Origin of the sequence: Salinactinospora qingdaonensis (assembly GCF_039539445.1) — a bacterium.
Classification (GTDB): domain Bacteria; phylum Actinomycetota; class Actinomycetes; order Streptosporangiales; family Streptosporangiaceae; genus Salinactinospora; species Salinactinospora qingdaonensis.
The window spans coordinates 37,632-58,084 of sequence record NZ_BAABDD010000014.1 but is presented as its reverse complement, the minus strand read 5'-3'; the positions used below and the strand labels follow the sequence as shown (position 1 = coordinate 58,084).

The following is a 20,453-nucleotide window of genomic DNA, read 5'->3' as shown; positions in this document are numbered from 1 at the left end:
CACACCCGTGGAGGAAACATGACCACATCAGAGCAGTCAGCCGCCTCGAGTGCGGCAACCGGGCTGCACGTTCCCGGCTACATCCGTGACCACGAGGTCCACCCACCGCTGGACTACCCCGGCTACCGCAGTACGGCGCTGCGCCACCCCAAACGGCCGCTGACGCTGCTGCCGCACATGCTCACCGAGGTCACCAACCCGGTGCTGGGCCAGGATCGGGTGGGCGAGACCGACCACGACCTCACCCGCCAGCACGCCGAGGAGCCTCAGGGCCAGCGGATCATCGTCCACGGCCAAGTCCGCGACAGCGACGGCACCCCCATCCCCCACACGCTGGTGGAGATCTGGCAGGCCAACGCCGGCGGACGCTACCGCCACACCGGCGACAACTGGCCCTGCCCGCTCGACCCCAACTTCACCGGGGTCGGCCGCACCCTCACCGACGCCGAGGGGCGCTACCGGTTCATCACCATCCGGCCCGGCGCCTACCCATGGCGCAACCACGACAACGCCTGGCGCCCCGCCCACATCCACTTCTCGCTGTTCGGGCGCGCCTTCACTCAGCGGTTGGTCAGCCAGATGTACTTCCCCGGCGATCCGCTGTTCTTCCAAGACCCCATGTGGAACTCGATCCCCGACCCTAAGGCGCGCGAACGTCTGGTCGCACGGTTCGACTACGCCAACACCGTGCCGGAATGGGCGCTGGCCTTTGAATGGGACATCGTGCTGCGCGGCCAAGAGCAGACCCCGTTTGAAGACACCGAGGCAGAGGATGACGAGTGATGCCTGAAACCACCCCGTCCCAGACGGTCGGCCCCTACCTGCACATCGGGCTGCCCTGGGCCGATGGCCCCTTCGCCGCCGCCGAAGGCACACCCGGCGGGCTGTGGCTGCGCGGCACGCTCTACGACGGTGCCGGCGCGCCGGTCACCGACGGACTCATCGAGACCTGGCAGGCCGACCCCAACGGCCGGTTCGCCCACCCCGCCGACCCGCGCGGCGCCGTCCCGTACCCGGGGTTTCGCGCCTTCGGGCGCTGCCCCACCGACGCCACCGGCCAGTACGCCATCCACACCCTCAAACCGGGGCCGGTGCCGGGACCGGCAGGGCCGCAGGCACCCCACATCGATGTCTCGGTCTTCGCCCGCGGCATGCTGCACCGTGTCGTCACCCGCATCTACTTCCCCGAAGAGGAGGCCGCCAACGCCGCCGACCCGGTGCTGGCCAGTGTGCCCGAGGGGCAGCCACGCCAAAGCCTCATCGCGCACTCCACCGGCGACGGCTACCAGTTCGACATCTACCTCCAGGGCGAGAACGAGACGGCGTTCTTCGACATCTGAGGCGCCGTCGGGGACACGATCGTCATCGCCGGCCCGCGCCGCTACGATCGCCGGCACCACGGGAGACCGCCACAGGCGGCCGAGCAATCCCCCGCATCCGGCGCGTCCGCGCGTACGGCGGAGACCGCGTGAGCACCCGACAGAGAATAGGCATGACGTGGACCAGGCAACAAACCCGACAGGCCCCGACAGCGACGCCGCCGCGGGACCACCCGGCCTCTTCGGCGGAATCTTCGCCAACGGGCAGGCCACGGCCGAGACCAGCGACGCCGCCTGGCTGTGCGCCCTGACCGACGCCGAAGCCGCGCTGGCGCGCGCCCAAGCGACCGTAGGGCTCATCGAAGTCGACGACGCCGAGGCCATCGCCGCGGCCTGCGAGCCGGCCAACTTCGACCCCGCCGAGTTGGGTGCCCTGGCCGCCAGCGGCGGTAACCCCGTGATCCCGCTGGTCAAAGCACTGACCGCGGCGGTGGCCGGTGACGCCGCCCGCCACGTCCACAAGGGTGCGACCAGCCAAGACATCATGGACACCGCGGCGATGCTGGTGAGCAGACGGGCAAGCGCCGCCATCCTGGGCCAGACCGGGGAGCTGACCACCCAACTGGCCAGGCTCGCCCACACCTACCGCGACACCCCCATGGCCGGGCGGACCCTGCTCCAGCAGGCCCTGCCGACCACGTTCGGGGCTGTGGCCGCCGGCTGGCTGCACGCGATCGGCACCGCAGCCGCGCGGCTGGCCGAGGTCGCCCGCCACCGACTGGCCGCCCAACTCGGCGGCGCCGCCGGGACCCTGGCTTCCCTGGGCGACGCCGGACCGGCTGTGGCCACCGCCTACGCCGGTGAACTGGGCCTGGCCGAACCCACCCTGCCCTGGCACACCGACCGCGGCCGGGTGGCCGACCTCGCCGGGGCGCTGGGCGAACTCAGCGGCACGGTCGGCAAGGTCGCCCGCGACATCACGCTGCTGGCCCAAACCGAGGTGGGTGAGGTCAGCGAGGTCGGCGGCGCCGGGGTGGGCGGTTCCTCCACGCTGCCGCACAAGCGCAACCCCGTGGCGGCAGTGGCCGCGCTGGCGTGCGCGCAACGCACCCCCGGGCAGGTCACCACGCTCCTGGCAGCGATGGTGCAAGAGCACCAGCGCGCAGCCGGGGCTTGGCACAGCGAGTGGCCGGCGCTCAACGACCTGCTGGGCACCACCGGATCGGCCGTGGCGTGGCTGGAGACCTCGATGCGGCGCCTCCAGGTGGCCCCCCAGCGGATGCGCGCCAACCTCGACCTCACCGGCGGGCTGCTGCTGGCCGAGCGGGTCACGACGGCGCTGGCGCCGCAACTGGGGCGCGCGACAGCCCACGAACAGGTCCAGGCCGCCTGCGCCGAAGCGGCCGAAACCGGCCACGACCTCGCTGACACGCTCGCCTGGCGCCTGGCCGGCCAGCGCACCCGAGACGACATCGCCCGGCTGTTGGAGCCCGACGGCTACCTCGGCAGCGCCGGCGTCTTCGTTGACCGGGCGCTGGCCGCCCACCGCGAGCGCGGCCGGCCCAACGTGGGCGGGCCGTGGCGGGAGGCCGCGCGGTGAGGGCCATGGCCGCAGCGCACGCGGTGTCCCCGGCGGCGGAGATAACCGTTGACCGTGGACTGCTCGCGCCACCCGCCACGGCCCCAAGCCAACCCAAGCAAAGGGGAAAGTGATGAGTATCGAGGTCCACCACATCGTCGACGGCCCGCCCGGAGCCCCGGTGATCGTGCTGTCGGGATCGTTGGGCAGCACCCTGGATATGTGGGAGCCCCAAGTCGCGGCGCTGTCGGGAGACTTCCAGGTGGTGCGCTACGACATCCGCGGCCACGGCGAGTCGCCGGTGCCCCCTGCCCCCTACTCCCTCGCCGATCTGGGCTCTGACGTGCTGACACTGCTGGACCGGCTAGGGGTGGAGCGCGCCCACTTCGCAGGGCTGTCCATCGGCGGCATGACCGGGATGTGGCTGGCCGCCCACGCCAGCGAACGCATCGACAAGCTCGCCCTGCTGTGCACCTCGCCCCTATTGGGGCCACCGCAGAACTGGGCGCAACGCGCGGCAACCGTGCGCGCCGGCGGCACCGAGGCGGTAGCCGACGCCGTCGTGGCGCGGTGGCTCACCGCCGACTACCTCGAACGCGAACCCGAGACGGTGGCGCGGATGCGCGAGATGATCGCCACCACCCCAGACGAAGGCTACATCGGATGTTGCGCGGCCATCGAGCACATGGACCTGCGCGACGACCTGCCCACCATCACCGCACCAACCTTGGTCATCGCCGGCTCCGACGACCTCGCCACCCCACCCGAGCACGCCGAAACGATCGCCGCCGGCCTCAGCCGGCCGCCGCGACTGGAGGTGATCCCCGGCGCGGCCCACTTGGCCAACTGGGAGCAGGCCACGCTCGTCAACGGACTCCTGCGCGAGCACTTCGCCGACTGACCACCACCGCCACGCACAAGCTCCGACCGATTGGGGAAAGGCCGCGTTGAGCACCGACACACCAGCCACCGCCGGAACCGACGAGACCGCGCCCGCCCGCCACGACACCGGCATGCGGGTGCGCCGGGAGGTGTTGGGCGACGCCCACGTGGACCGTGCCCAGCGGCGCACCACCGCGTTCACCGAGCCCTTCCAAGACTTGATCACCCGCTACGCTTGGGGAGAAATCTGGGCCCGCCCCGGCCTGGACCGCGCCACGCGCAGTTGCATGGTGCTGACCGCGCTGACCGCTCACGGCCACTGGGACGAACTCGCGATGCACGTGCGAGCGGCGGTAGGCAACGGGCTCACCGCCGCCCAGATCCAAGAGGTCTTCCTCCAAGCCGCCATCTACTGCGGCGTTCCCGCGGCCAACAAAGCGTTCGGGATCGCCCAAAGCGTGCTGACCGAATTAGGCCTGGTCGAAGAGCCGGCCCAGGCCGAGGACGCCTGAGGGGAGCTCCACCACCCGCAATCGCCCTCGGGCCAGGTGCGAGGCCCTGGCCGCTGGTGGCGCTGCCGTGACGAACGCCTGCCCGTGGCGACGGCGCGACCAGCGGCGAGCCCTCCCACGAAGTGATCCCCCTCGGTTGGGACACGGCGACGCCACACCCAGCCGTTCTCAGCCAGCACCAGTTGCCGCATCTGCGTAAAGGAGAGCACTCTCATGCGTACCCGTGTGGGAATCATCGGGGCGGGACCAGCCGGACTGCTGCTGTCCCACCTGCTGCACCTCAACGGCATCGACTCCGTCGTTCTGGAACGCCGTGACCGTGATTACTGTGAGCACCGCCAGCGCGCCGGCGTGGTCGAGCACGGCGTGGCCGAGATCCTGCGCTCCAGCGGCGTGGGCGAGCGCATGGACCGCGAAGGCTTCGTGCACCACGGCATCGAACTGCGCTACGACGGCAAGCGCCACCGTGTGGACTTCCCCGCGCTGACCGGCGGGCGCGACGTGATGATCTACGCCCAGACCGAGATCGTCAAAGACCTCATCGCGCGCCGCCTCACCGACGGCGGCACGCTGCTCTTCGAGGCCGAGGCCACCGCGATCGAAGGCATCGAAACCGACCAGCCGCGGGTGCGCTTCACCCGCGGCGGCGTCGAAGACGTGCTGGAGTGCGAGTTCGTCGTGGCCTGTGACGGCTTCCACGGCATCGGGCGCTCCTCACTGCCGCCCGAGCTGGTGCAGGTGTTCGAGAAGAGCTACCCGTTCGGCTGGCTGGGCATCCTCGCCGACGTGCCCCCCTCCTGCGACGAGCTGATCTATGCCCACAGCGAACGTGGATTCGCGCTGCACAGCATGCGCTCCGAACACGTCAGCCGGCTCTACTTGCAGGTTCCGGTCGACACCGACGTCAAGGAGTGGTCCGACGAACGCATCTGGGACGAGCTGTCGGCGCGTTTCGCGCTGCGCGACGGTAGTTGGACCCTCAAGCGCGGCCCCATCACCGACAAGAGTGTGACGCCGATGCGCAGCTTCGTCAGCGAACCCATGAGCCACGGCCGGCTCTACCTGGCCGGCGACGCCGCCCACATCGTGCCGCCGACCGGCGCCAAGGGACTCAACCTGGCGCTGCACGACGTCAACCTACTCGCCAAAGCCCTCGTGGCTGCCGACGCCGGCGACCCTGGGCCGCTGGAGCGCTACTCCGAGGACGCGCTGCGCCGTGTCTGGCGCGCCGAGCACTTCTCGTACTGGATGACGACGCTGCTGCACCGCGACCCGGCGGCCAGCGAGTTCGACCATCGGCTCCAGCTCTCGCACCTGGAATTCCTGGCCTCCTCCACCGCCGCCTGCACCCAACTGGCCGAGAACTACACCGGTCTGCCGCAGGTGTGACCCGCCACGGCGCGCCTGCCCGCCGCTGAGGCACGCCGGCCGTTTTCGACGCGGCCCTCCTAGCGTCCGGGCGAGGCAGGGGCGTTCACTCCCACGGCAACGGCGGGGACGCCTGGGTGAGGTCGGCGCCGTTTTGGGCGTCGCGCTCGCGATGCTCGGTGCCGTACCAGTCCAAGCACAACACCGTGGCGTCGTCTGGGGGACGGCCGTTACAGGCCCGCAGAACCGTCGAGGCGAGCACGGAGCTGACCTCGCGCGGGTGGAGGTTGGCGGTACGTTCGACCAGGGCCGGCAACTCGGCGGAGGCGGCGCAGCGCTCCAGCATGCCATCGGTGAGCATGACCAGGCGATCACCAGGGCGGATCTCCAGCGGCTGCACGTGGTAGGAGTGCGGGAACGGGGCGCCGAAGGGCAGGTCGGCGTCAAGGGCAAGCTGCTCGACCTCTCCTCCGCGTAACCGCAGGGGCGGCGGATGGCCGGCGTTGACGAGTTCGGTGCTGCCGTCCCACAGGTCGATCTGCACCAGTTGGCCGGTGACCATGCCTTGGTTGCCGTGTCGGGCAACGGCCCGGTCGGCCCGCCGGGCCTGCTCGACCAGGTCGGCGCCTTCCCTGCGCGCGCCCCGGAGCGCGGCCACGAGCAGCGTGGCCAGCAGGGCCGCGTCGACCTCGTGGCCCATGGCGTCGGTGACCGACAGGTGCAAGATCCGGCGGTCGGCGGCGTAGTCGAACGTGTCGCCGCCGATGCTGGAGGTGGGTTCCAGCGCCCCGGAGACGGTGAACTGGGCGGCCTCGCACGACAGCGCAGAGGGCAACAAGTGGTGCTGGATCTCGGCGGGCAGGGTAAGCGGGGTGGTGCGGCGCCCCCACTGGTAGAGATCGGTGAAGCGCCGGTTGGCGATGATGATGTAGGCCAGCCCGTGCGCGGCGCGGCCGATCTCGTGCAGCGCCGGATCGTCGGCCTCGATCGGAGCGGCCAGTTCCAGCAGACCGATGGTGTCGCCGCGGTTGGTGACCGGCACGATCACCCGCCGCGGCTCGCCCCAGCCTTCGACCGCCGCGTAGGGGCGCTGGGTGCGCAGCACCTGTTCGTAGACGGTGCCGGGGAGCTGAATGCGCTCGGCGCTCCGCGCAGGAGGCAGCGTGCCGACCGTGGCCAGCCGCACCACCGCGTCGCCGGAGATGTCGGCGATGAGGAAGGACACCATGGTGGCGTCGAAGCGTCGCCGCACGTCTTCGACGACCACGGTGACGGCCTCCGCCGGCGGCACCGCCTCGGTGGCGGCCAAGAGTTCGTTGAGTCGCATGTACTGACCAGCCATACCCCCTCCCCTGCCACACGGGGAGCACCGGCTAACGAGGCAGGTCAGGGCGGCCATGCGCCGCGTGAGAGGGACCGTGGTTTTTCCGTATCCCTGCCCACTGCGGCCGACGAGGGCGTACCCGCCTTCGCGTTCGGACGCGGACGACAAGCCCGCACCGAACGTGAGGAAACATTTTCAGGCGTTATCGCCCCAGCGAAGAAGGCAGTAAAGCTAACAATTATTGCGAAGCGCGAAAACAAAAATAAGCGCTTGGAACACTCACCATCCGTGCTACTTTACCCACGTCGCCGACGGGCGCTGTGTAGTGATCGAGCAGGAAGAAGGATGACGTGAAGAAATCCCTACTGGCCGTGATCGTCCTCGTGGCGTTGGTGGCATCGGGGTGTGCGCCACGGGACGACGGTATTCTCCGGCAGATCCCGCCTGGGACCACTGTCTACATCGACGGCTGGGACGAGCACGGTGACAAGGGCGATCAGGCTCTTGTGGAACAGAAACCCTCGAAACTGTGGGTGGTCCCGATGGACGCGCCTTACCGCAACAAGCGCAGCGGCGACTTCACCGTCGAGATCACACTCAACAACGAGGGGGTCTTCGTCGTTGAGGACCTCGGCGGAATCCAGGTCGGGCAGGATCACGACAACTGCCTGGCCTCCGGAGAGGTCTACGTGCTCATGGAGGTGCCCAAGAACAAACTCACCGAGGAGCCGGCCAAGTCCAACCCCGACACCAGCAACGACGACTGCGCACGGGTTCCCGAATAAGGCCTCCCCGCCCCGAAACGGCCCCTCACCCGTTGACGGATGCGCTACTCCCCTGACGGCCGGCCGACGGCCCTTATGCGGGCCATGCCTCCCCTGCCCCGCGGTGTGGCCCTCCTGCTCGCCTCCCCAGATTGAAAAGAGCTACCCCGGCGCGCGGATCACACCTTCGCGGAACACTCGCGCCGGGGCCGATCCTGTTCGATCACGGCAGCCACTATGGCGGCGGCACCCCCGACTCCCGCCAGGATGAGGATGGTATTTGGGTGATGCCGCTGCTGCTGTGCCGCCCTAACGGAATACGGCGTACGATTTCGAAAACACCGGCGGGAGGCACGACAGCCAGCACGTAGGGACGCTAAGGAAGTCATCCCCGCAGACGAGGCAACGCCAACGATCATTCGCAGGAAATCAGAAAAAGCTGTACAGCGTTCTTTTCTTATTCCCGAGTCACTTCAAACGCGCCAGGACGACTGTAACTGATTTTTGTGGTCCGGCGGAAACCACATCGGCCATTGCCGCAGCTCCGAGACAACAACGGCTTCCTGCGCCACGGCTACCGGCGGTCGACCAGACCGAGCGTGACACCGGCGACGATGACGGCGCCTCCCGCGAGCTGGGCCAACTGCACGGTCTCGCCGTTGATCACCACCGCGCCGAGCACCCCGAAGGCCGGGACAAGGTTGAGGATGTTGACGGCCACCGAGGGCTTCAACGCCTTGAGACCGTAGTTGTACAGCAGGAACCCGCCGATCGAGCAGCCGACGGCCAGGTAGACCAGCATCGCCGAACTGGCCAGACTCGGAACCGACCATTCGGAGACTTCCAGCAGCGAGGCGAGCACGAACCCCGCCGCGCCCGCGGTCATCTGGTGGTAGGTCGAGCTCAGGGGGTCCTGCCCGCTGCCCGAGCGTTTGGCCACGATGTTGTACACCGCCCAGACCACACCGCCGAGCAGCAGGAGCATGTCACCGGCCCAGCGCTGGTCGCCCCCCACATCGGCCCCGTTGCGCACGACCAGGTACACCCCGGCCATGGCCATAGCGACCGCACCCACCCGCAGCAGCGGAACGCGCACGCGAAACAGGACCACCTCAAGGAGCATGGTCATGAGCGGGTAGGAGGCGACGATCAGCGAAGCGTCGGAGGCGGTGGAGAGCTCCACCCCCACGTTCTCCAAGATGAAGTATGCCGTGATGCCAAGCAGGCCGCTCACCCACATCATCCGGCGCTGGCGCGGGTTCGGGCGCTCTACGGAGCGTCGCCGCGCCAGCACCCCGGTTAGTACGGCCAGCAACAGCGCGGCCAGTGTGAAGCGCACCGCGCCGATGGTGAGGGGGCCGACCTCGGCGAGTATCTCCTTGGTGACCGCGTAGGAACTGCTCCACAGCAGCGCCGCGCCCACGACGGCGCCGATGGCCAGGGCTCTGCCCCGGCCGCTTTGGGCGGCTGTGGCCGGGGCGGCACCGTCGCCACGGTCCACCTCGTTTCGCGTTGCCATAGCAACTACTCCCCTAAGGGCTGGACGATGAGCTGCGTACACCGAATTCGGCCGATCATTTGAACGCCTCACGAGAAAAAAAGCTAGCATTCACACGGCGATTAAGCCGTATAATTGAATTTAATTCGGCAGCAGCGAGAAAGTGGGAACGATGGACGAACTAGATGCGGCGCTACTGCGATTTCTCCAGGAGGATGGTCGGCGCACCAACCGCGACCTCGCCAGAGAGTTGGGAGTGGCGCCCTCCACCTGCCTGGAGCGGGTACGGTCGCTGCGCGAGCGCGGCATCTTGGTCGGCTTCCGCGGCGAGGTCGACCTGGCGGCGATGGGACGCGGGCTCCAGGCCGTCATCGCCGTGCGGGTACGGCCGCCCACGCGCAAGGTGATCGAGGACTTTCAAGCGTTCGTGGAGCGCATGCCCGAGGTCATCTCGGTGTTCGTGCTAACCGGCAGCGACGACTTCCTCCTCCACGTGGCGGTGCGCGACACCGACCATCTCCACGCCGTGGTCCTCGACGAGTTGACCAAACGCGAGGAACTCGCCGATGTCCGCACCTCCGTCGTCTATGGTCACCACCGGCGCACGATCATCACCCCCGGTTGAGCCCCGTCCTTCTGGGCGCCCCCGCGCAGGGCGGGAACACCGCCAGTGCCCGACTCGAGCGGCATGGTCAAATCGATGCGCTGGGTGCTCACGTTCACCGTGATGTTGGAGCCGGAAGCGCTCCCCGTAACACTGTCAGGTGTCCCGGGCTTTTCGTTGAGCCGTCCCAAAGCTCACGTGGGGTCGTCAGGAAGCAGGCGGAACGCCTTACGCAGGGCGAGCGAACGCACGTTTCGAAAGTCGCGCCGGTCGAGGCTCAACAGCGCGTCGGTCCGATACTCGGCGGCTAGGGCGACGTTGACACCGTCGGCGAGATCCAGCTCCAGGGCCGCGTAGCGCCGCTACACGGCTCGCGCAGTATCGAGGACGTCATTTCTCGTCTCCGGGACCTGGAAGCGCATGCAATGCACTTGGGCGAGGAGGTGGCCCAGCAGTTGGCTCCGCGCTTCGGAGCCGAACCGGGCCTTGGCCATGTGGTCCAGTTCCGCCAGAACCAGCCCGGAAACGATCACCATGCCGGCCTTCTCCAGCACGGACCGGCAGGCTGCCGCCTCAGGCGCGTTGCGATCGGAGGCGGCAATGACTCCTGAGGTGTCGGCGATGACGATCATGCGCCACGGCGCCCCTCAGCGATAGTCTCGGTGATCTCGTCACGGGTGACGGGCTCGCCACTCCCCTCGAAGATCGGCCAGTCGAGGGGAGCGTCCCAGACGCGATTCGCCATGGCGGCGAGATGCAGGCCTTCGCGAATGATCTCCGCTTCCGCTACGCCAGGACGCCGGGCGGCCTCCTTGATCAGGGCCAGGTCCTCGGGGGCTGCGTAGACATTGGTCCGCTGCATCGACATGTACCAATACAAACACATACACCCCTGGGTGCTTGAGCTTGGCGTATCGGCGCCGCGCGGAGGCAACCGCTCACCCCGGAGCCCTGCGGGGCGCGGTCCCGACAGCCCCGTCCACGGGCATGATGATAGCTCTGGTTCTCGATCTCGATACGCCGACTCCGCCCCTGTTCCCCCAGACGCTGAGGAGCGGCAGAGGATGTTCTCACCGCCACGCGGCGACGACATCCTCCGGGCCCCACACGAGATCGTCCGAGCCCAGACCGAGGCCGGGGGCTAGACCGGAACGCGACACCACGACCCGGCCCGTGCGGTCTGGGTCGACCCCTGGAACCTGGGCGAGGGAACGGTCGAGCCGCGACAGGTCGTGGTGGTCGAACGCGGACTCCAGCCACTTGATAGAGCCGGTGAACCGGATGTGTCGGGCGACCGGGGCGTGGTCGCCGCCCACTACGTCTACCTCCGGGTCGAATTTGCGGTTCCACCACCCGCCCACGGCCTCGACGTCCTCCCACGGCAGGTCTCCGGCCAGAGCGGCGAGGGCCAGTGCCTCACGCACCAGTGGTTCCACGGCCCGGCCACGCCAGGAATCCCATCGGCGCCGGATCAGGCGGACTGCGGCCTCCTTGCGCCCGCGGCGGACCAGCTCGTGGGCGGTGCGTAGCATCGCAAGGTAGCACCGCAGGTTGGAGTCCGCGACGCGGTAAAGCGCCGGCTTTCCCGGTTTGGTGGACAGAGGATGATCGACGGCGAGCACCTGCTTGTCCTCGACAAGGCGACGCAACAGCGGCGAGAGCACACCGGAGGGCAGCACCTCGGAGTTGCCGCCGGCAGTGGAAGCGATGTTGGTATACGTGCGGTCTCCGCCCCCCACTGCCTCCAGGATCGCCCGCGTCCGGTCCGGGGTGGGGAACTCCGCCATCAGGGTGGATTCAGCAACGCTGAACATCGGGGCCGCCGGGTCGTCGCACTCCGACTCAGCGAATTCCAACGCCGGTGTGCCGTACGGCCAGCGCGTCAGAATCCCAGGAAGCCCACCGCAGAGCAGGTGGGCGTCGAGGGCGTCGACGGCGTCCAGGCCGAGGGCCTGTCCGGTCTCGGCCGGGTTGAGCGGCCCCAGCACCAGATTGTCGGCCCGACCGTAGAACGGACGGTCGTATGAGGTGAGCCGTTCCATCATGTGGACGTCGCTGCCGAGCAGTAGCAGCAGGATCGGACGGTCACGCAGCAGCCGGTCCCACGCGGCCTGCAACGCGCCGTCGAATGTGTCGTCCTGCTCGGCGAGCCAGGGCAGCTCGTCGAGCACCACGACGCTGGGACGATCGGGCAGCACAGAGGCCATGACCCGGAACATGTCCGGCCACCCCCGGGGGGCCTGTTCGGGCAGCAGCTCAGCGGCGTTGGGGAGGGCGGAGTCCCGGAGAGCTCCCAGGAACTCCTGGAGCAACTCCACTGTCGAGGCCCCCTTGACGGCGGTGAAGAACACGTAGGGCGCCTCCGCTCGGTCGCAGAACTCCTGGACAAGGCGTGACTTGCCGACCTGCCGGCGCCCGCGCAGGGCCAGGGCGATCCCGGTTCCGGTCCGCGAGACCCGATTCAGGCGGTGACGCAGAAGCCCAAGCTCGACGGTGCGTCCGACGAAGTCCACCATCCCAACCCTCCAACTACGTATATAGTATCTACGTAGATACTATATACATAGTTAAAATCTGAGGGTTCTAGGGCCGCCATGACTCGAACAGTGACCTGCCCCTATGCCTGGCCGAACGCCGAGGGAGGTCACGACCCGAAAACCTTGCGCGGCGCCCCTGCAAGTTGGCGCCGCCATGACATACAAAAAGCCAGGCCAAAATGGCCTGGCTAAGGGAGCTCCCGCGACTGGATTCGAACCAGTAGCCTGCCGGTTAACAGCCGGCTGCTCTGCCGATTGAGCTACGCGGGATCGCGTTCCGGGAGGGCCGGTTGGGGGCCGGGCTCCGCGGCGACGTCCTCTAGAGTAGCGTACGTGACGGAGTGCTCGTGACAGGCTTTGCGCCGTGCCCCGAGTGAAACGGCTTCTCCGCCCTGGTTGCGGGGTAACGTGCTTCTCATAGGACCTTGGATTCACGCGCCCCTATGACGCCGGGAGGAACGCATGCGCCACCGGATCACATTCGCCGCCGGTCTGGCCGTCGGCTACGTCCTCGGCACCCGAGCAGGCCGTAACCGCTACGAACAACTCTCCCGCACCGTCCGCCGGATCGCCGAGAATCCGCGGGTACGCGAAACCGCCCACGTGGTCGGCGACCGGCTCAACAACGCGGGCAGCACGATCTACGACAAGACCACCGAACGGCTGCCCGTGTCGTCAATGCGGGACTTCCTGGCCCGCCCCACCGCTGAGGAGAACGTCGTGCTCGACCAGGTCGACGGCCATTCCCTCGACGAGCAGGAGCGCTGACCAGCAGCCGTGGCACGCCTGCGATGGCCGCGCCGCAACCGCCTGCCCCAGGAGGTCAAGGCGCGGCTGCACACCGCGCCGGGCGAGCGCGTGTTGGCCCACGCACCGGCCGAGGAGGGCACGGCCGTGGCCACCACGCGCGCCCTGCACCTGCCCGGCGGTGCATCCGTACCGTGGGAAGACATCGACAGCGCCCGCTGGGAGAGCGACGGGCTCGTCCTCGTCGAAGCCGACGGCACCAAGCACCTCATCGCCCTGGCCGCACCGGGCCCGCTGGCCGAGGCCGTGTTCGACCGGGTCAACGCCACCATCCTGGTAAGCCACTACGTGACGCTCACCGAGGACGCGGAGGGCACCAAGGGCTTGCGTCTCATAGCGCGCCGCCCGCCCGGCGGCGACGAGGTCACCTGGCGGGTACGCTACGACGACGGCGTCGACCCCGCCGACCCGGCCGTGCGTGACCACGCGCAGCGCTGGCTGGCTCTGCTGCGCGAACAGACCGGCGTGTGACCGCCGCAACCGCCGCTCATCACGGCCCCGACCGGGCTACCGGCCGCCACGCCCCCACACCCGCCGCTGGAGGGCGACGGCCGCCGCCCCCGGTGCGCTCCTGCGAAAACGTCGCGGCAGGGACGAACGGCCGCCGCGCGTGACGGCGCGGCCGGAATTAAGCCTCCTGGTGCGGCGGTCCGTGGCGGGAACCGTCAGGGGTGGCACCAATACTGGGGGCTATGACGACATGGGAGACATTCGCCGCTGCGGCGCCCGACCTCGCCGCGGCCGTACGGGCGCGCTTCGAGGCCCACACCCACCACGTGCTCGCCACGCTACGTAAAGACGGCTCGCCGCGGGTCAGCGGCACCGAGGTCACCTTCAAGGGCGCCGACCTGACCATCGGCTCCATGCCCGAGGCGGTGAAGGCACACGACCTCCAGCGCGACGGTCGCTACGCGCTGCACGCCAACCCCGGTGACGCCGACATGAGCGAGGGCGACGCCAAGATCTCGGGGCGGGCCGTGGAGGTCACCGACGAAGCGGCCCTGGAGGCCGCCCGCGAGCCCGGGCAGCCGGCGGGGCCGTTCCACCTGTTCCGAATGCTCATCGGTGACGTAGTGCTGACCAGGGTGGCCAACGATCGGCTCGTGATCGAGCACTGGCGCCCGGGCCAGGAGGTGCGCCGCACCGAGCGGACCTGACCCGCGCGCCCGGGGTATCCGCGCCCCGGGAGGAGAGGCTCAGTCTCCCTGCTGTTCCTCCTCCTTGGGGCGCAGCGAGTCGGCCATGGCCGCGACCAACTGGGCTTGGGGGTCCATGTCGAGGTTCCACATCATCAGCCCGCCGAGGTTGTTCTCGACGACGTAGCGCCCCTTCATCCGCACGATCCGGGGAGTGTCGTAGGACCACCACTCGTCGCCGTCGTAGATCCAGTACGAGCCGTTGACGGGGTCTAGGAAGCGGTGTCCCTCCTGCTCGCGGTCGAGCACAACGTAGGCGTCGGTGGTGTCGCCGTAGCCGCCCTCAGCCCCGCCCTCAGCCGAGGCGTAGCGGCCAAAGCCCTGCGGGTCGACGCCGGCCCAGCCGCGGCCGAAACCGGGAAAGCCCACCACGAGCTTGTGGGCGGGCAGCCCGTACTCCAGGTACCGACGCACCGTCTGGTGGACGCTCTTGCTCGGCGGGCCGCTGGGGGCGTCCTCAGGCGCGTAGAGCTGCGAGTGCGGGCTGGTGACGTCGCTCCAGGCGCCGGTGAAGTCGTAGCCCTGGACGGTGACGAAGTCGGCGATGTCGAAGATCTGGGGCTCGTAGCTGTCGCGCATCACCTGCTCCTCGTGCGACACCGACACCGTCAGCTCGTACTTGCGGTCGGTCTCGTTCTCCAGCTCGTCGAGTTGGCGCCGGAACTCCTCGACCAACAGCGTGAAGTTGCGCTTGTCGTCAGGGCTGGTGATGTTGTCGGCGCGGCCTCCGCCGCCGGGCCACTCCCAGTCGAGGTCGATGCCGTCGAAGATCCCCGCTGCCACGCCGTCGCCGCCTTGGGGCTCGGCGTCGGTGCGGGGAAGGTCACCGCGGAGCCACAGGTCGACGCAGGAACTGACGAACGCGCGGCGCGACTCCTCGGTGCGGGCGGCGGTGGAGAAGTGGGTCGACCAGTTCCATCCGCCCAGGGAGATGCTGGTCCTGAGGTGGGGGTGTTTGCTCTTGAGCTTGCGAAGCTGGTTGAGGCTGCCGGCCAGGGGCTGGGTGTACTCGTCGGCCCTGCCGTCGACGCTGTTGGCGGCATCGTAGCGGCGCTGGTAGATCTGCCACGCCTGGGAGGCCTCGGAGGGAGGTGGGATGTGGCAGCGACCGTTCTCGCTGACGTCGCCGAAGGCCCACATGAGGTGGGTCAGGTCGGCGGCGGCGCCGGAGTCGTCGACGTCGTTGATGGTGTAGTCGCGGTTGGCGGTGTTCCAGTCGGCGAAGTAGGCGACACGGCGACGCGGTGACTCCTGCCACGGCGCCGTACCGTCGATAATCACCATGAACGCGCTGAAGAACACGGCACCGAGGGTCACGGCCACAACGATGCCCAGGAGTGCGTTCGTGGGCCGGGAGCCGCCGAAGGCCCCCCGGCTGCGCTGGTGGGTTGACATCACCTAGCAAAGTAGCCGGGCCACACCAGGCAGCACACCCTATTTGGGACCCTCCTGGCCAGAAAGGCCGATATCGGTCGTTCCGGAACTTGAGAGCTGCCCGGAGCGTTGATCACCCAGCCCGATGCGTGTCGCAGCGGCAAGGTTACTCTAGATAGTCACCCAGACGCCGTACCCGCGACGGGTGGCGCAGTTTGGCCAGCGTCTTGGCTTCGATCTGGCGAATGCGCTCGCGGGTGACGCCGAACTCCTGCCCGACTTCCTCCAGAGTGTGGGGATGGCCGTCAGCCAGGCCGAATCTGAGGCGGATAATGCGCTGCTCGCGTTCGGGGAGCGCGTCGAGCAGCCCGCCAAGCTGCTCTTGCAGCATGAGGAAGGAAGCGGCCTCCACCGGCACGACGGCGTCAGAGTCCTCGATGAGATCCCCGAAATCGGATTCCTCCTCACCGACGGGGGTGTGCAGCGACACCGGTTCCTGGGCGAAGCGCTGGACCTCCTGGACACGCTCCTGGTCAAGGCCGGTTTCGCGCGACAGTTCCTCGGGAGTGGGGTCACGCCCCAGCTCTTGGTGCATCCGCCGACGCACCCGCATGACCTTGTTGATGGTCTCGACCATGTGCACCGGGATGCGGATGGTGCGCGCCTGGTCGGCGATGGCGCGGGTGATGGCCTGGCGAATCCACCACGTGGCGTAGGTGGAGAACTTGTAGCCCTTGGTGTAGTCGAACTTCTCCACCGCACGGATCAGCCCGAGGTTGCCCTCCTGGATGAGATCGAGGAAGAGCATGCCGCGCCCGGTGTAGCGCTTGGCGACGGAGACGACGAGGCGCAGATTGGCCTCAGTCAGGCGTTCCTTGGCCCGCTCGCCTTCTTCGGCCAGGTATTGCAGGTCGTCGAGGAGCTGGACGCGCTCAGCGGCGTCGGTGGGCAGCGGCGGCACCGAGGGCGGGGGCGCGTCCGGGCGCTGCGCGTGACACAGCTTGTGTCGCGCGTAGAGACCCACCTCGATCGTCTTGGCGAGCTCCACTTCCTCTGCTGCCGTCAACAGCGCGACACGGCCGATCTCGCGCAGGTAGACCCGGACGAGGTCGCCGGCGGGAGCCTGCGGCTCAGGCTCCAAGGTCTCGACGTCGTCGAGCGTGGGATCGAGCACGTCGATCCCCTGTCGGGCTAAGTCACGCAGGACATCGTCCAACGCCTCGGCCGGAGCTTCCAGCCGTTCGAGGACAGCGGCGACGTCGCCGACAGTGATCGGACCACCGGCGCGGGCACCCGCAATGGAATCCACCACCTGCCGTACCGGTGGTATCTCGCTGGACAGTGCCGAAACAGCCACGATTACAGTGTGCCCGCTCATACAGCACTACAGAGAGATCTATTTTTGTCACTGTTGTGTTAGGTACTACCTGAGGCCCGCTCTCTCATCAAGCGTTTTTGCTGCTCAACAGCCATGAGATCGGCAAATACACGTTGATATTCGTCGGCTTGGGCGACTGGATCGAGCCGGCCGAGGCGTGACTTGAGGTTTGCGACCTGGCGATTGATGGAATGAATTTTAATTGTGCTTAGAATTTCTTTTGCATAGTGCTCGTCGAGTTCGCCATAGACCTCGACGGGTTCCACCGCTAGCCGGGTGACGAAGTCGCGCTGGGCGTCGTTGGGTGCGGCCTCACGCAGCGTAGCCGCCCACCGTTGGGCGTCGGTGACCGGACCGACCCCGCCTTGGGCCATGATCAGTTCGTGGATGGCGCGGTGCTGGACGACAGCGAAGGCGTCGGCGTCGAGCGCGTCGAAGTCGGCGGCCAAGGTCGGGTACTGCACCGCGATCTTGAGGGCTTGCCGCTCGCGCCGCACGGCCGGGTCGGCTAGGTCGTAAGAGGGGCTCTCCTCGGAGCGCTGCGCGGGCTCGGAGCGCTGGCCCTGGTCGCGTCCGCGACCGCCGGCGGCGATGCGGTTGACGCGGCGCAGCACGAAGTCCTCGTCCATGATGCCCAGCCAGCGGTCCAGGCTCACCCCGTAGAGTTTGCGCACGCCAGCGTTGCGGATGCTGGCGACGATGGGGGCCGCGCTGTCGAGGGCGGCCATGCGGCCTTCGGGGGTGTCGAGGTCGTGGCCTTCGATGACGTTGCGGATCATGAACTCGTAGAGGGGTTTACGGGCCTCGACCAGTTCGCGCACCGCACCGTCACCCTGCTGCACGCGCAGGTCGCACGGGTCGAGCCCATCGGGCTGGACGGCGACGAACGTTTCGGCGGCGAACCCGTGCTCCTCGGCAAAGGCGCGGATGGCGGCTTTACGGCCGGCGTTGTCGCCGTCGAAGGTGAACACCACTGCGCCACCGAACTCCGAACGGCCCAGCAGCATGCGACGCAGGATCTTGAGGTGGTCGGAACCGAACGAGGTGCCACAAGTGGCTACGGCTGTGGTGACACCGGCCAGGTGACAGGCCATGACGTCGGTGTAGCCCTCGACCACGACCGCTTGGCGGTCGCGGGCGATGTCGCGCTTGGCCAGGTCGAGACCGTAGAGCAGGTGGCCCTTTTTGAAGATGGGGGTTTCTTGGGTGTTGAGGTACTTGGGGCCGTCGCCGTCGGGGTCGAGCTTGCGCGCACCGAAGCCTACGATCTCGCCGGTGACTTCGCGTACCGGCCACATGAGCCGGTTGCGGAACTTGTCGTAGGGGCCGCGCCGGCCTTGGCTGGCTAGCCCCGCGAGGATGATCTCCTCGTCGGTGAAGCCCTTCTGGCGCAGGTGGGTGGTGAGCGGTTCCCAACCTGGCGGTGCGCAGCCGACCCCGAAGTACTCGGCGTCAGCGCGGGTGAAGCCGCGTTCGCTGAGGAACCGGCGCGCCTCTTGGGCGGGCGGGGCCAGCAGGTATTCGGCGTAGAACTGCGCAGCCACCCGGTGGGCCTCGACCAGACGCTGACGCTGGCCCTGCTCGTTGCGCGGCACATAGCCGCCCTGCTCGTAGCGCAATTGGATGCCGGCGCGCCCCGCCAACGTCTCGATGGCCTCGACGAAGCTGAGGTGCTCGATCTTTTGCACGAAGGCGATGACGTCGCCGCCCTCAGCGCAGCCAAAGCAGTAGAAGAGGCCACGGCTGGGGGTGACGTTGAACGACGGCGACTTCTCGTCGTGGAAGGGGCACAGCCCTTTCAGAGAGCCACCGCCGGCGTTGCGCAGTTGGAGGTACTCCCCCACCACGTCGGCGATGGGGGAGCGCTCGCGTACCAGTGCGATGTCTTCGTCTCGAATCCGGCCTGCCACGGTCACTTACCCTACGCCGCACTGGAGCCGGTTGGGGCGCGGCGGGCAATGGTGTGGATGGTGCCCGTGCCCGCCGGGAGGGGAAGGGAAGCGGGCACGGGCACCGAGGGGAGGTCACTGGCGAGATGGAGGGGTCGCCAGTTCGGGGTGGTCGGTGTCGTCGGTGTCGGATGTGGCCGGCGTTCCGGTGGGTTCGGGCGGCGGGGTGCCGGTGCGGCGCAGCCCGATGAGGGGCCGTCCCGCGCCGATGCGGTTCTTGTTGTAGATGTCGAAGGCCACCGCGGCGAGCAGCACCAGCCCTTTGATGGTCTGTTGCCAATCCACGCCCAGGCCGATGAGCGACATGCCGTTGTTCATCACGCCCATGACGAACGCTCCCACGACGGCGCCGATGACGGTGCCCACGCCGCCGGTGGCCGAGGCCCCGCCGATGAAGGCCGCGGCGATCGCGTCGAGCTCGAACATGGTGCCGGCCTTGGGGGTGGCCGCGTTGAGCCGAGCCATGAAGACGAGACCCGCCAGGGCCGACAGGGAGCCCATGGACACAAAAACCCAGAAGGTCGTGCGCTTGGTCTTGACGCCCGACAGCATCGCGGCCTTCTCGTTGCCGCCGACCGCGTAGACGTGGCGGCCCGCCGTGGTGGAGTTCATCGTGAAGGAGAACACCACGATGAGCCCGATAAGCAGCACCCCGATGATGGGGATGCCGTTGTACAGCGCCAAAACGAGAGTGAAGACGTTGACCACGACCGCGGTGGCCACCACCTTGGTGATGAACAGGTTGAACGAGCTGACCGGCAGCCCGTAGCGCAGGCCGCGGGCGCGCGAACGCCACTGGCTCCAGACGATGGCCGCCGAGGCGGCGATGCCCATCACCAGTGTGAGCACGTGGACGGAAGCGTTGGTGAGGTCGGGCAGGTAGCCGGTGCCGATGGCGCGCAGCCCGTCGGGCAGCGGACCGATGGACTCCCCGCCCAGCACGATCATGGTGGCGCCGCGGAACACCAGCATGCCGGCCAGCGTCACGATGAACGCGGGGATGCGCACGTAGGCGATCCAAAAGCCCTGCCAGGCGCCGATGAGGGCGCCCAGTCCCAGGGCCAGCACTACGACCACCGGCGTGGGCAGTCCCCAGGAGGTGAGCATCACCGCCGACACCGCGCCCACGAAGGCGACGACCGAGCCCACCGACAGGTCGATGTGGCCGGTGATGATCACCAGCATCATCCCGATCGCCAAGATCAGGATGTAGCTGTTTTGCAGGATGAGGTTGGTGATGTTGAGCGGCTGCAACAGCAGACCGCCGGTGAGGATCTCGAACAGGATGACGATGATCGCGAGGGCCATCACCATCCCGTACTGTCTGGCGTTATTTCTCAGCAGGTCACGCAGGGCAGTCAT

20 protein-coding genes and 1 tRNA gene are annotated in these 20,453 nt (G+C 68.2%); 11 read left to right on the top strand and 10 right to left on the bottom strand.

Going from position 1 to position 20,453, the window contains the following annotated elements; all coding sequences use genetic code 11:
- Nucleotides 1-18 precede the first annotated feature (18 nt).
- From pcaH to ABD848_RS15440, 6 genes are all read left to right on the top strand, one after another.
- The gene (gene pcaH / locus ABD848_RS15465) at nt 19-783 is read left to right on the top strand and encodes a protocatechuate 3,4-dioxygenase subunit beta (protein ID WP_344972449.1); all 765 of its coding nucleotides are present in this window, start codon (nt 19-21) and stop codon (nt 781-783) included.
- Entirely contained in the window at nt 783-1,340 is a 558-nt protein-coding gene (gene pcaG / locus ABD848_RS15460; RefSeq protein ID WP_344972447.1) for a protocatechuate 3,4-dioxygenase subunit alpha, read from the top strand. The genes pcaH and pcaG overlap by 1 nt, the downstream gene beginning before the upstream one ends.
- A 157-nt stretch (nt 1,341-1,497) precedes the next feature.
- On the top strand, nt 1,498-2,919 hold the full coding sequence (gene pcaB / locus ABD848_RS15455; protein ID WP_344972443.1) for a 3-carboxy-cis,cis-muconate cycloisomerase: 1,422 nt from the start codon (nt 1,498-1,500) through the stop codon (nt 2,917-2,919).
- Nucleotides 2,920-3,031: 112 nt separating this feature from the next.
- Nucleotides 3,032-3,799, top strand: coding sequence for a 3-oxoadipate enol-lactonase (pcaD, locus tag ABD848_RS15450; protein WP_344972441.1), 768 nt, complete (start codon nt 3,032-3,034; stop codon nt 3,797-3,799).
- A 46-nt stretch (nt 3,800-3,845) separates the two neighbouring features.
- A complete protein-coding gene (gene pcaC / locus ABD848_RS15445; RefSeq protein WP_344972437.1) occupies nt 3,846-4,292 on the top strand; it encodes a 4-carboxymuconolactone decarboxylase in 447 nt (148 codons plus the stop codon).
- 213 nt (nt 4,293-4,505) lie between these two features.
- Nucleotides 4,506-5,681, top strand: coding sequence for a 4-hydroxybenzoate 3-monooxygenase (locus ABD848_RS15440; RefSeq protein WP_344972434.1), 1,176 nt, complete (start codon nt 4,506-4,508; stop codon nt 5,679-5,681).
- Between the two features lie 85 nt (nt 5,682-5,766).
- Here ABD848_RS15440 and ABD848_RS15435 read toward each other — a convergent pair whose 3' ends face one another.
- A complete protein-coding gene (locus tag ABD848_RS15435; protein ID WP_344972432.1) occupies nt 5,767-7,002 on the bottom strand; it encodes a PP2C family protein-serine/threonine phosphatase in 1,236 nt (411 codons plus the stop codon).
- Nucleotides 7,003-7,334: 332 nt separating this feature from the next.
- Between ABD848_RS15435 and ABD848_RS15430 the strand changes: the two genes are divergently transcribed.
- Nucleotides 7,335-7,769, top strand: a complete 435-nt coding sequence (locus ABD848_RS15430) for a hypothetical protein (RefSeq protein ID WP_344972430.1) — start codon at nt 7,335-7,337, stop codon at nt 7,767-7,769.
- 553 nt (nt 7,770-8,322) lie between these two features.
- Here ABD848_RS15430 and ABD848_RS15425 read toward each other — a convergent pair.
- Nucleotides 8,323-9,267: a DMT family transporter gene (locus tag ABD848_RS15425; RefSeq protein WP_344972428.1), complete on the bottom strand. Its 945-nt coding sequence runs from the start codon at nt 9,265-9,267 to the stop codon at nt 8,323-8,325.
- A gap of 151 nt (nt 9,268-9,418) precedes the next feature.
- Here ABD848_RS15425 and ABD848_RS15420 point away from each other — a divergent pair, with 151 nt between their 5' ends.
- Nucleotides 9,419-9,871, top strand: coding sequence for an Lrp/AsnC family transcriptional regulator (locus ABD848_RS15420; protein WP_344972426.1), 453 nt, complete (start codon nt 9,419-9,421; stop codon nt 9,869-9,871).
- Between the two features lie 341 nt (nt 9,872-10,212).
- Here the strand turns inward: ABD848_RS15420 and ABD848_RS15415 are convergent, their stop codons facing one another.
- The 4 genes from ABD848_RS15415 to ABD848_RS15400 all read right to left on the bottom strand — a co-directional run bounded on the left by ABD848_RS15415 (nt 10,213) and on the right by ABD848_RS15400 (nt 12,657).
- Nucleotides 10,213-10,482, bottom strand: a complete 270-nt coding sequence (locus tag ABD848_RS15415) for a PIN domain-containing protein (protein WP_344972424.1) — start codon at nt 10,480-10,482, stop codon at nt 10,213-10,215.
- Nucleotides 10,479-10,718 carry a ribbon-helix-helix domain-containing protein gene (locus tag ABD848_RS15410; RefSeq protein WP_344972422.1) on the bottom strand — a complete coding sequence of 80 codons (240 nt, stop codon included), beginning with the start codon at nt 10,716-10,718 and terminating at the stop codon, nt 10,479-10,481. Before ABD848_RS15410 ends, ABD848_RS15415 begins: the two co-directional genes overlap by 4 nt.
- 202 nt (nt 10,719-10,920) lie before the next feature.
- Nucleotides 10,921-12,366, bottom strand: a complete 1,446-nt coding sequence (locus ABD848_RS15405) for an AAA family ATPase (protein WP_344972420.1) — start codon at nt 12,364-12,366, stop codon at nt 10,921-10,923.
- A 218-nt stretch (nt 12,367-12,584) separates the two neighbouring features.
- A tRNA-Asn gene (locus ABD848_RS15400) sits at nt 12,585-12,657 on the bottom strand.
- A 192-nt stretch (nt 12,658-12,849) separates the two neighbouring features.
- On the opposite strand from ABD848_RS15400, the gene ABD848_RS15395 reads away from it, so the two are divergent.
- The 3 genes from ABD848_RS15395 to ABD848_RS15385 all read left to right on the top strand — a co-directional run bounded on the left by ABD848_RS15395 (nt 12,850) and on the right by ABD848_RS15385 (nt 14,351).
- Nucleotides 12,850-13,155, top strand: coding sequence for a hypothetical protein (locus ABD848_RS15395; RefSeq protein WP_344972418.1), 306 nt, complete (start codon nt 12,850-12,852; stop codon nt 13,153-13,155).
- 9 nt (nt 13,156-13,164) lie between these two features.
- A complete protein-coding gene (locus ABD848_RS15390) occupies nt 13,165-13,665 on the top strand; it encodes a hypothetical protein (RefSeq protein WP_344972416.1) in 501 nt (166 codons plus the stop codon).
- Nucleotides 13,666-13,886: 221 nt separating this feature from the next.
- The gene (locus ABD848_RS15385) at nt 13,887-14,351 is read left to right on the top strand and encodes a pyridoxamine 5'-phosphate oxidase family protein (protein ID WP_344972414.1); all 465 of its coding nucleotides are present in this window, start codon (nt 13,887-13,889) and stop codon (nt 14,349-14,351) included.
- 39 nt (nt 14,352-14,390) lie between these two features.
- Here ABD848_RS15385 and ABD848_RS15380 read toward each other — a convergent pair whose 3' ends face one another.
- From ABD848_RS15380 to mmsB, 4 genes are all read right to left on the bottom strand, one after another.
- Nucleotides 14,391-15,785: a glycoside hydrolase family 18 protein gene (locus ABD848_RS15380; RefSeq protein WP_344972412.1), complete on the bottom strand. Its 1,395-nt coding sequence runs from the start codon at nt 15,783-15,785 to the stop codon at nt 14,391-14,393.
- Between the two features lie 145 nt (nt 15,786-15,930).
- On the bottom strand, nt 15,931-17,142 hold the full coding sequence (gene rpoD, locus ABD848_RS15375; RefSeq protein ID WP_344972410.1) for an RNA polymerase sigma factor RpoD: 1,212 nt from the start codon (nt 17,140-17,142) through the stop codon (nt 15,931-15,933).
- Nucleotides 17,143-17,180: 38 nt separating this feature from the next.
- A complete protein-coding gene (gene dnaG, locus ABD848_RS15370; RefSeq protein WP_344972408.1) occupies nt 17,181-19,052 on the bottom strand; it encodes a DNA primase in 1,872 nt (623 codons plus the stop codon).
- Nucleotides 19,053-19,166: 114 nt separating this feature from the next.
- Complete coding sequence (mmsB, locus tag ABD848_RS15365; protein WP_344972406.1) at nt 19,167-20,453, bottom strand: multiple monosaccharide ABC transporter permease; 1,287 nt, start codon at nt 20,451-20,453, stop codon at nt 19,167-19,169.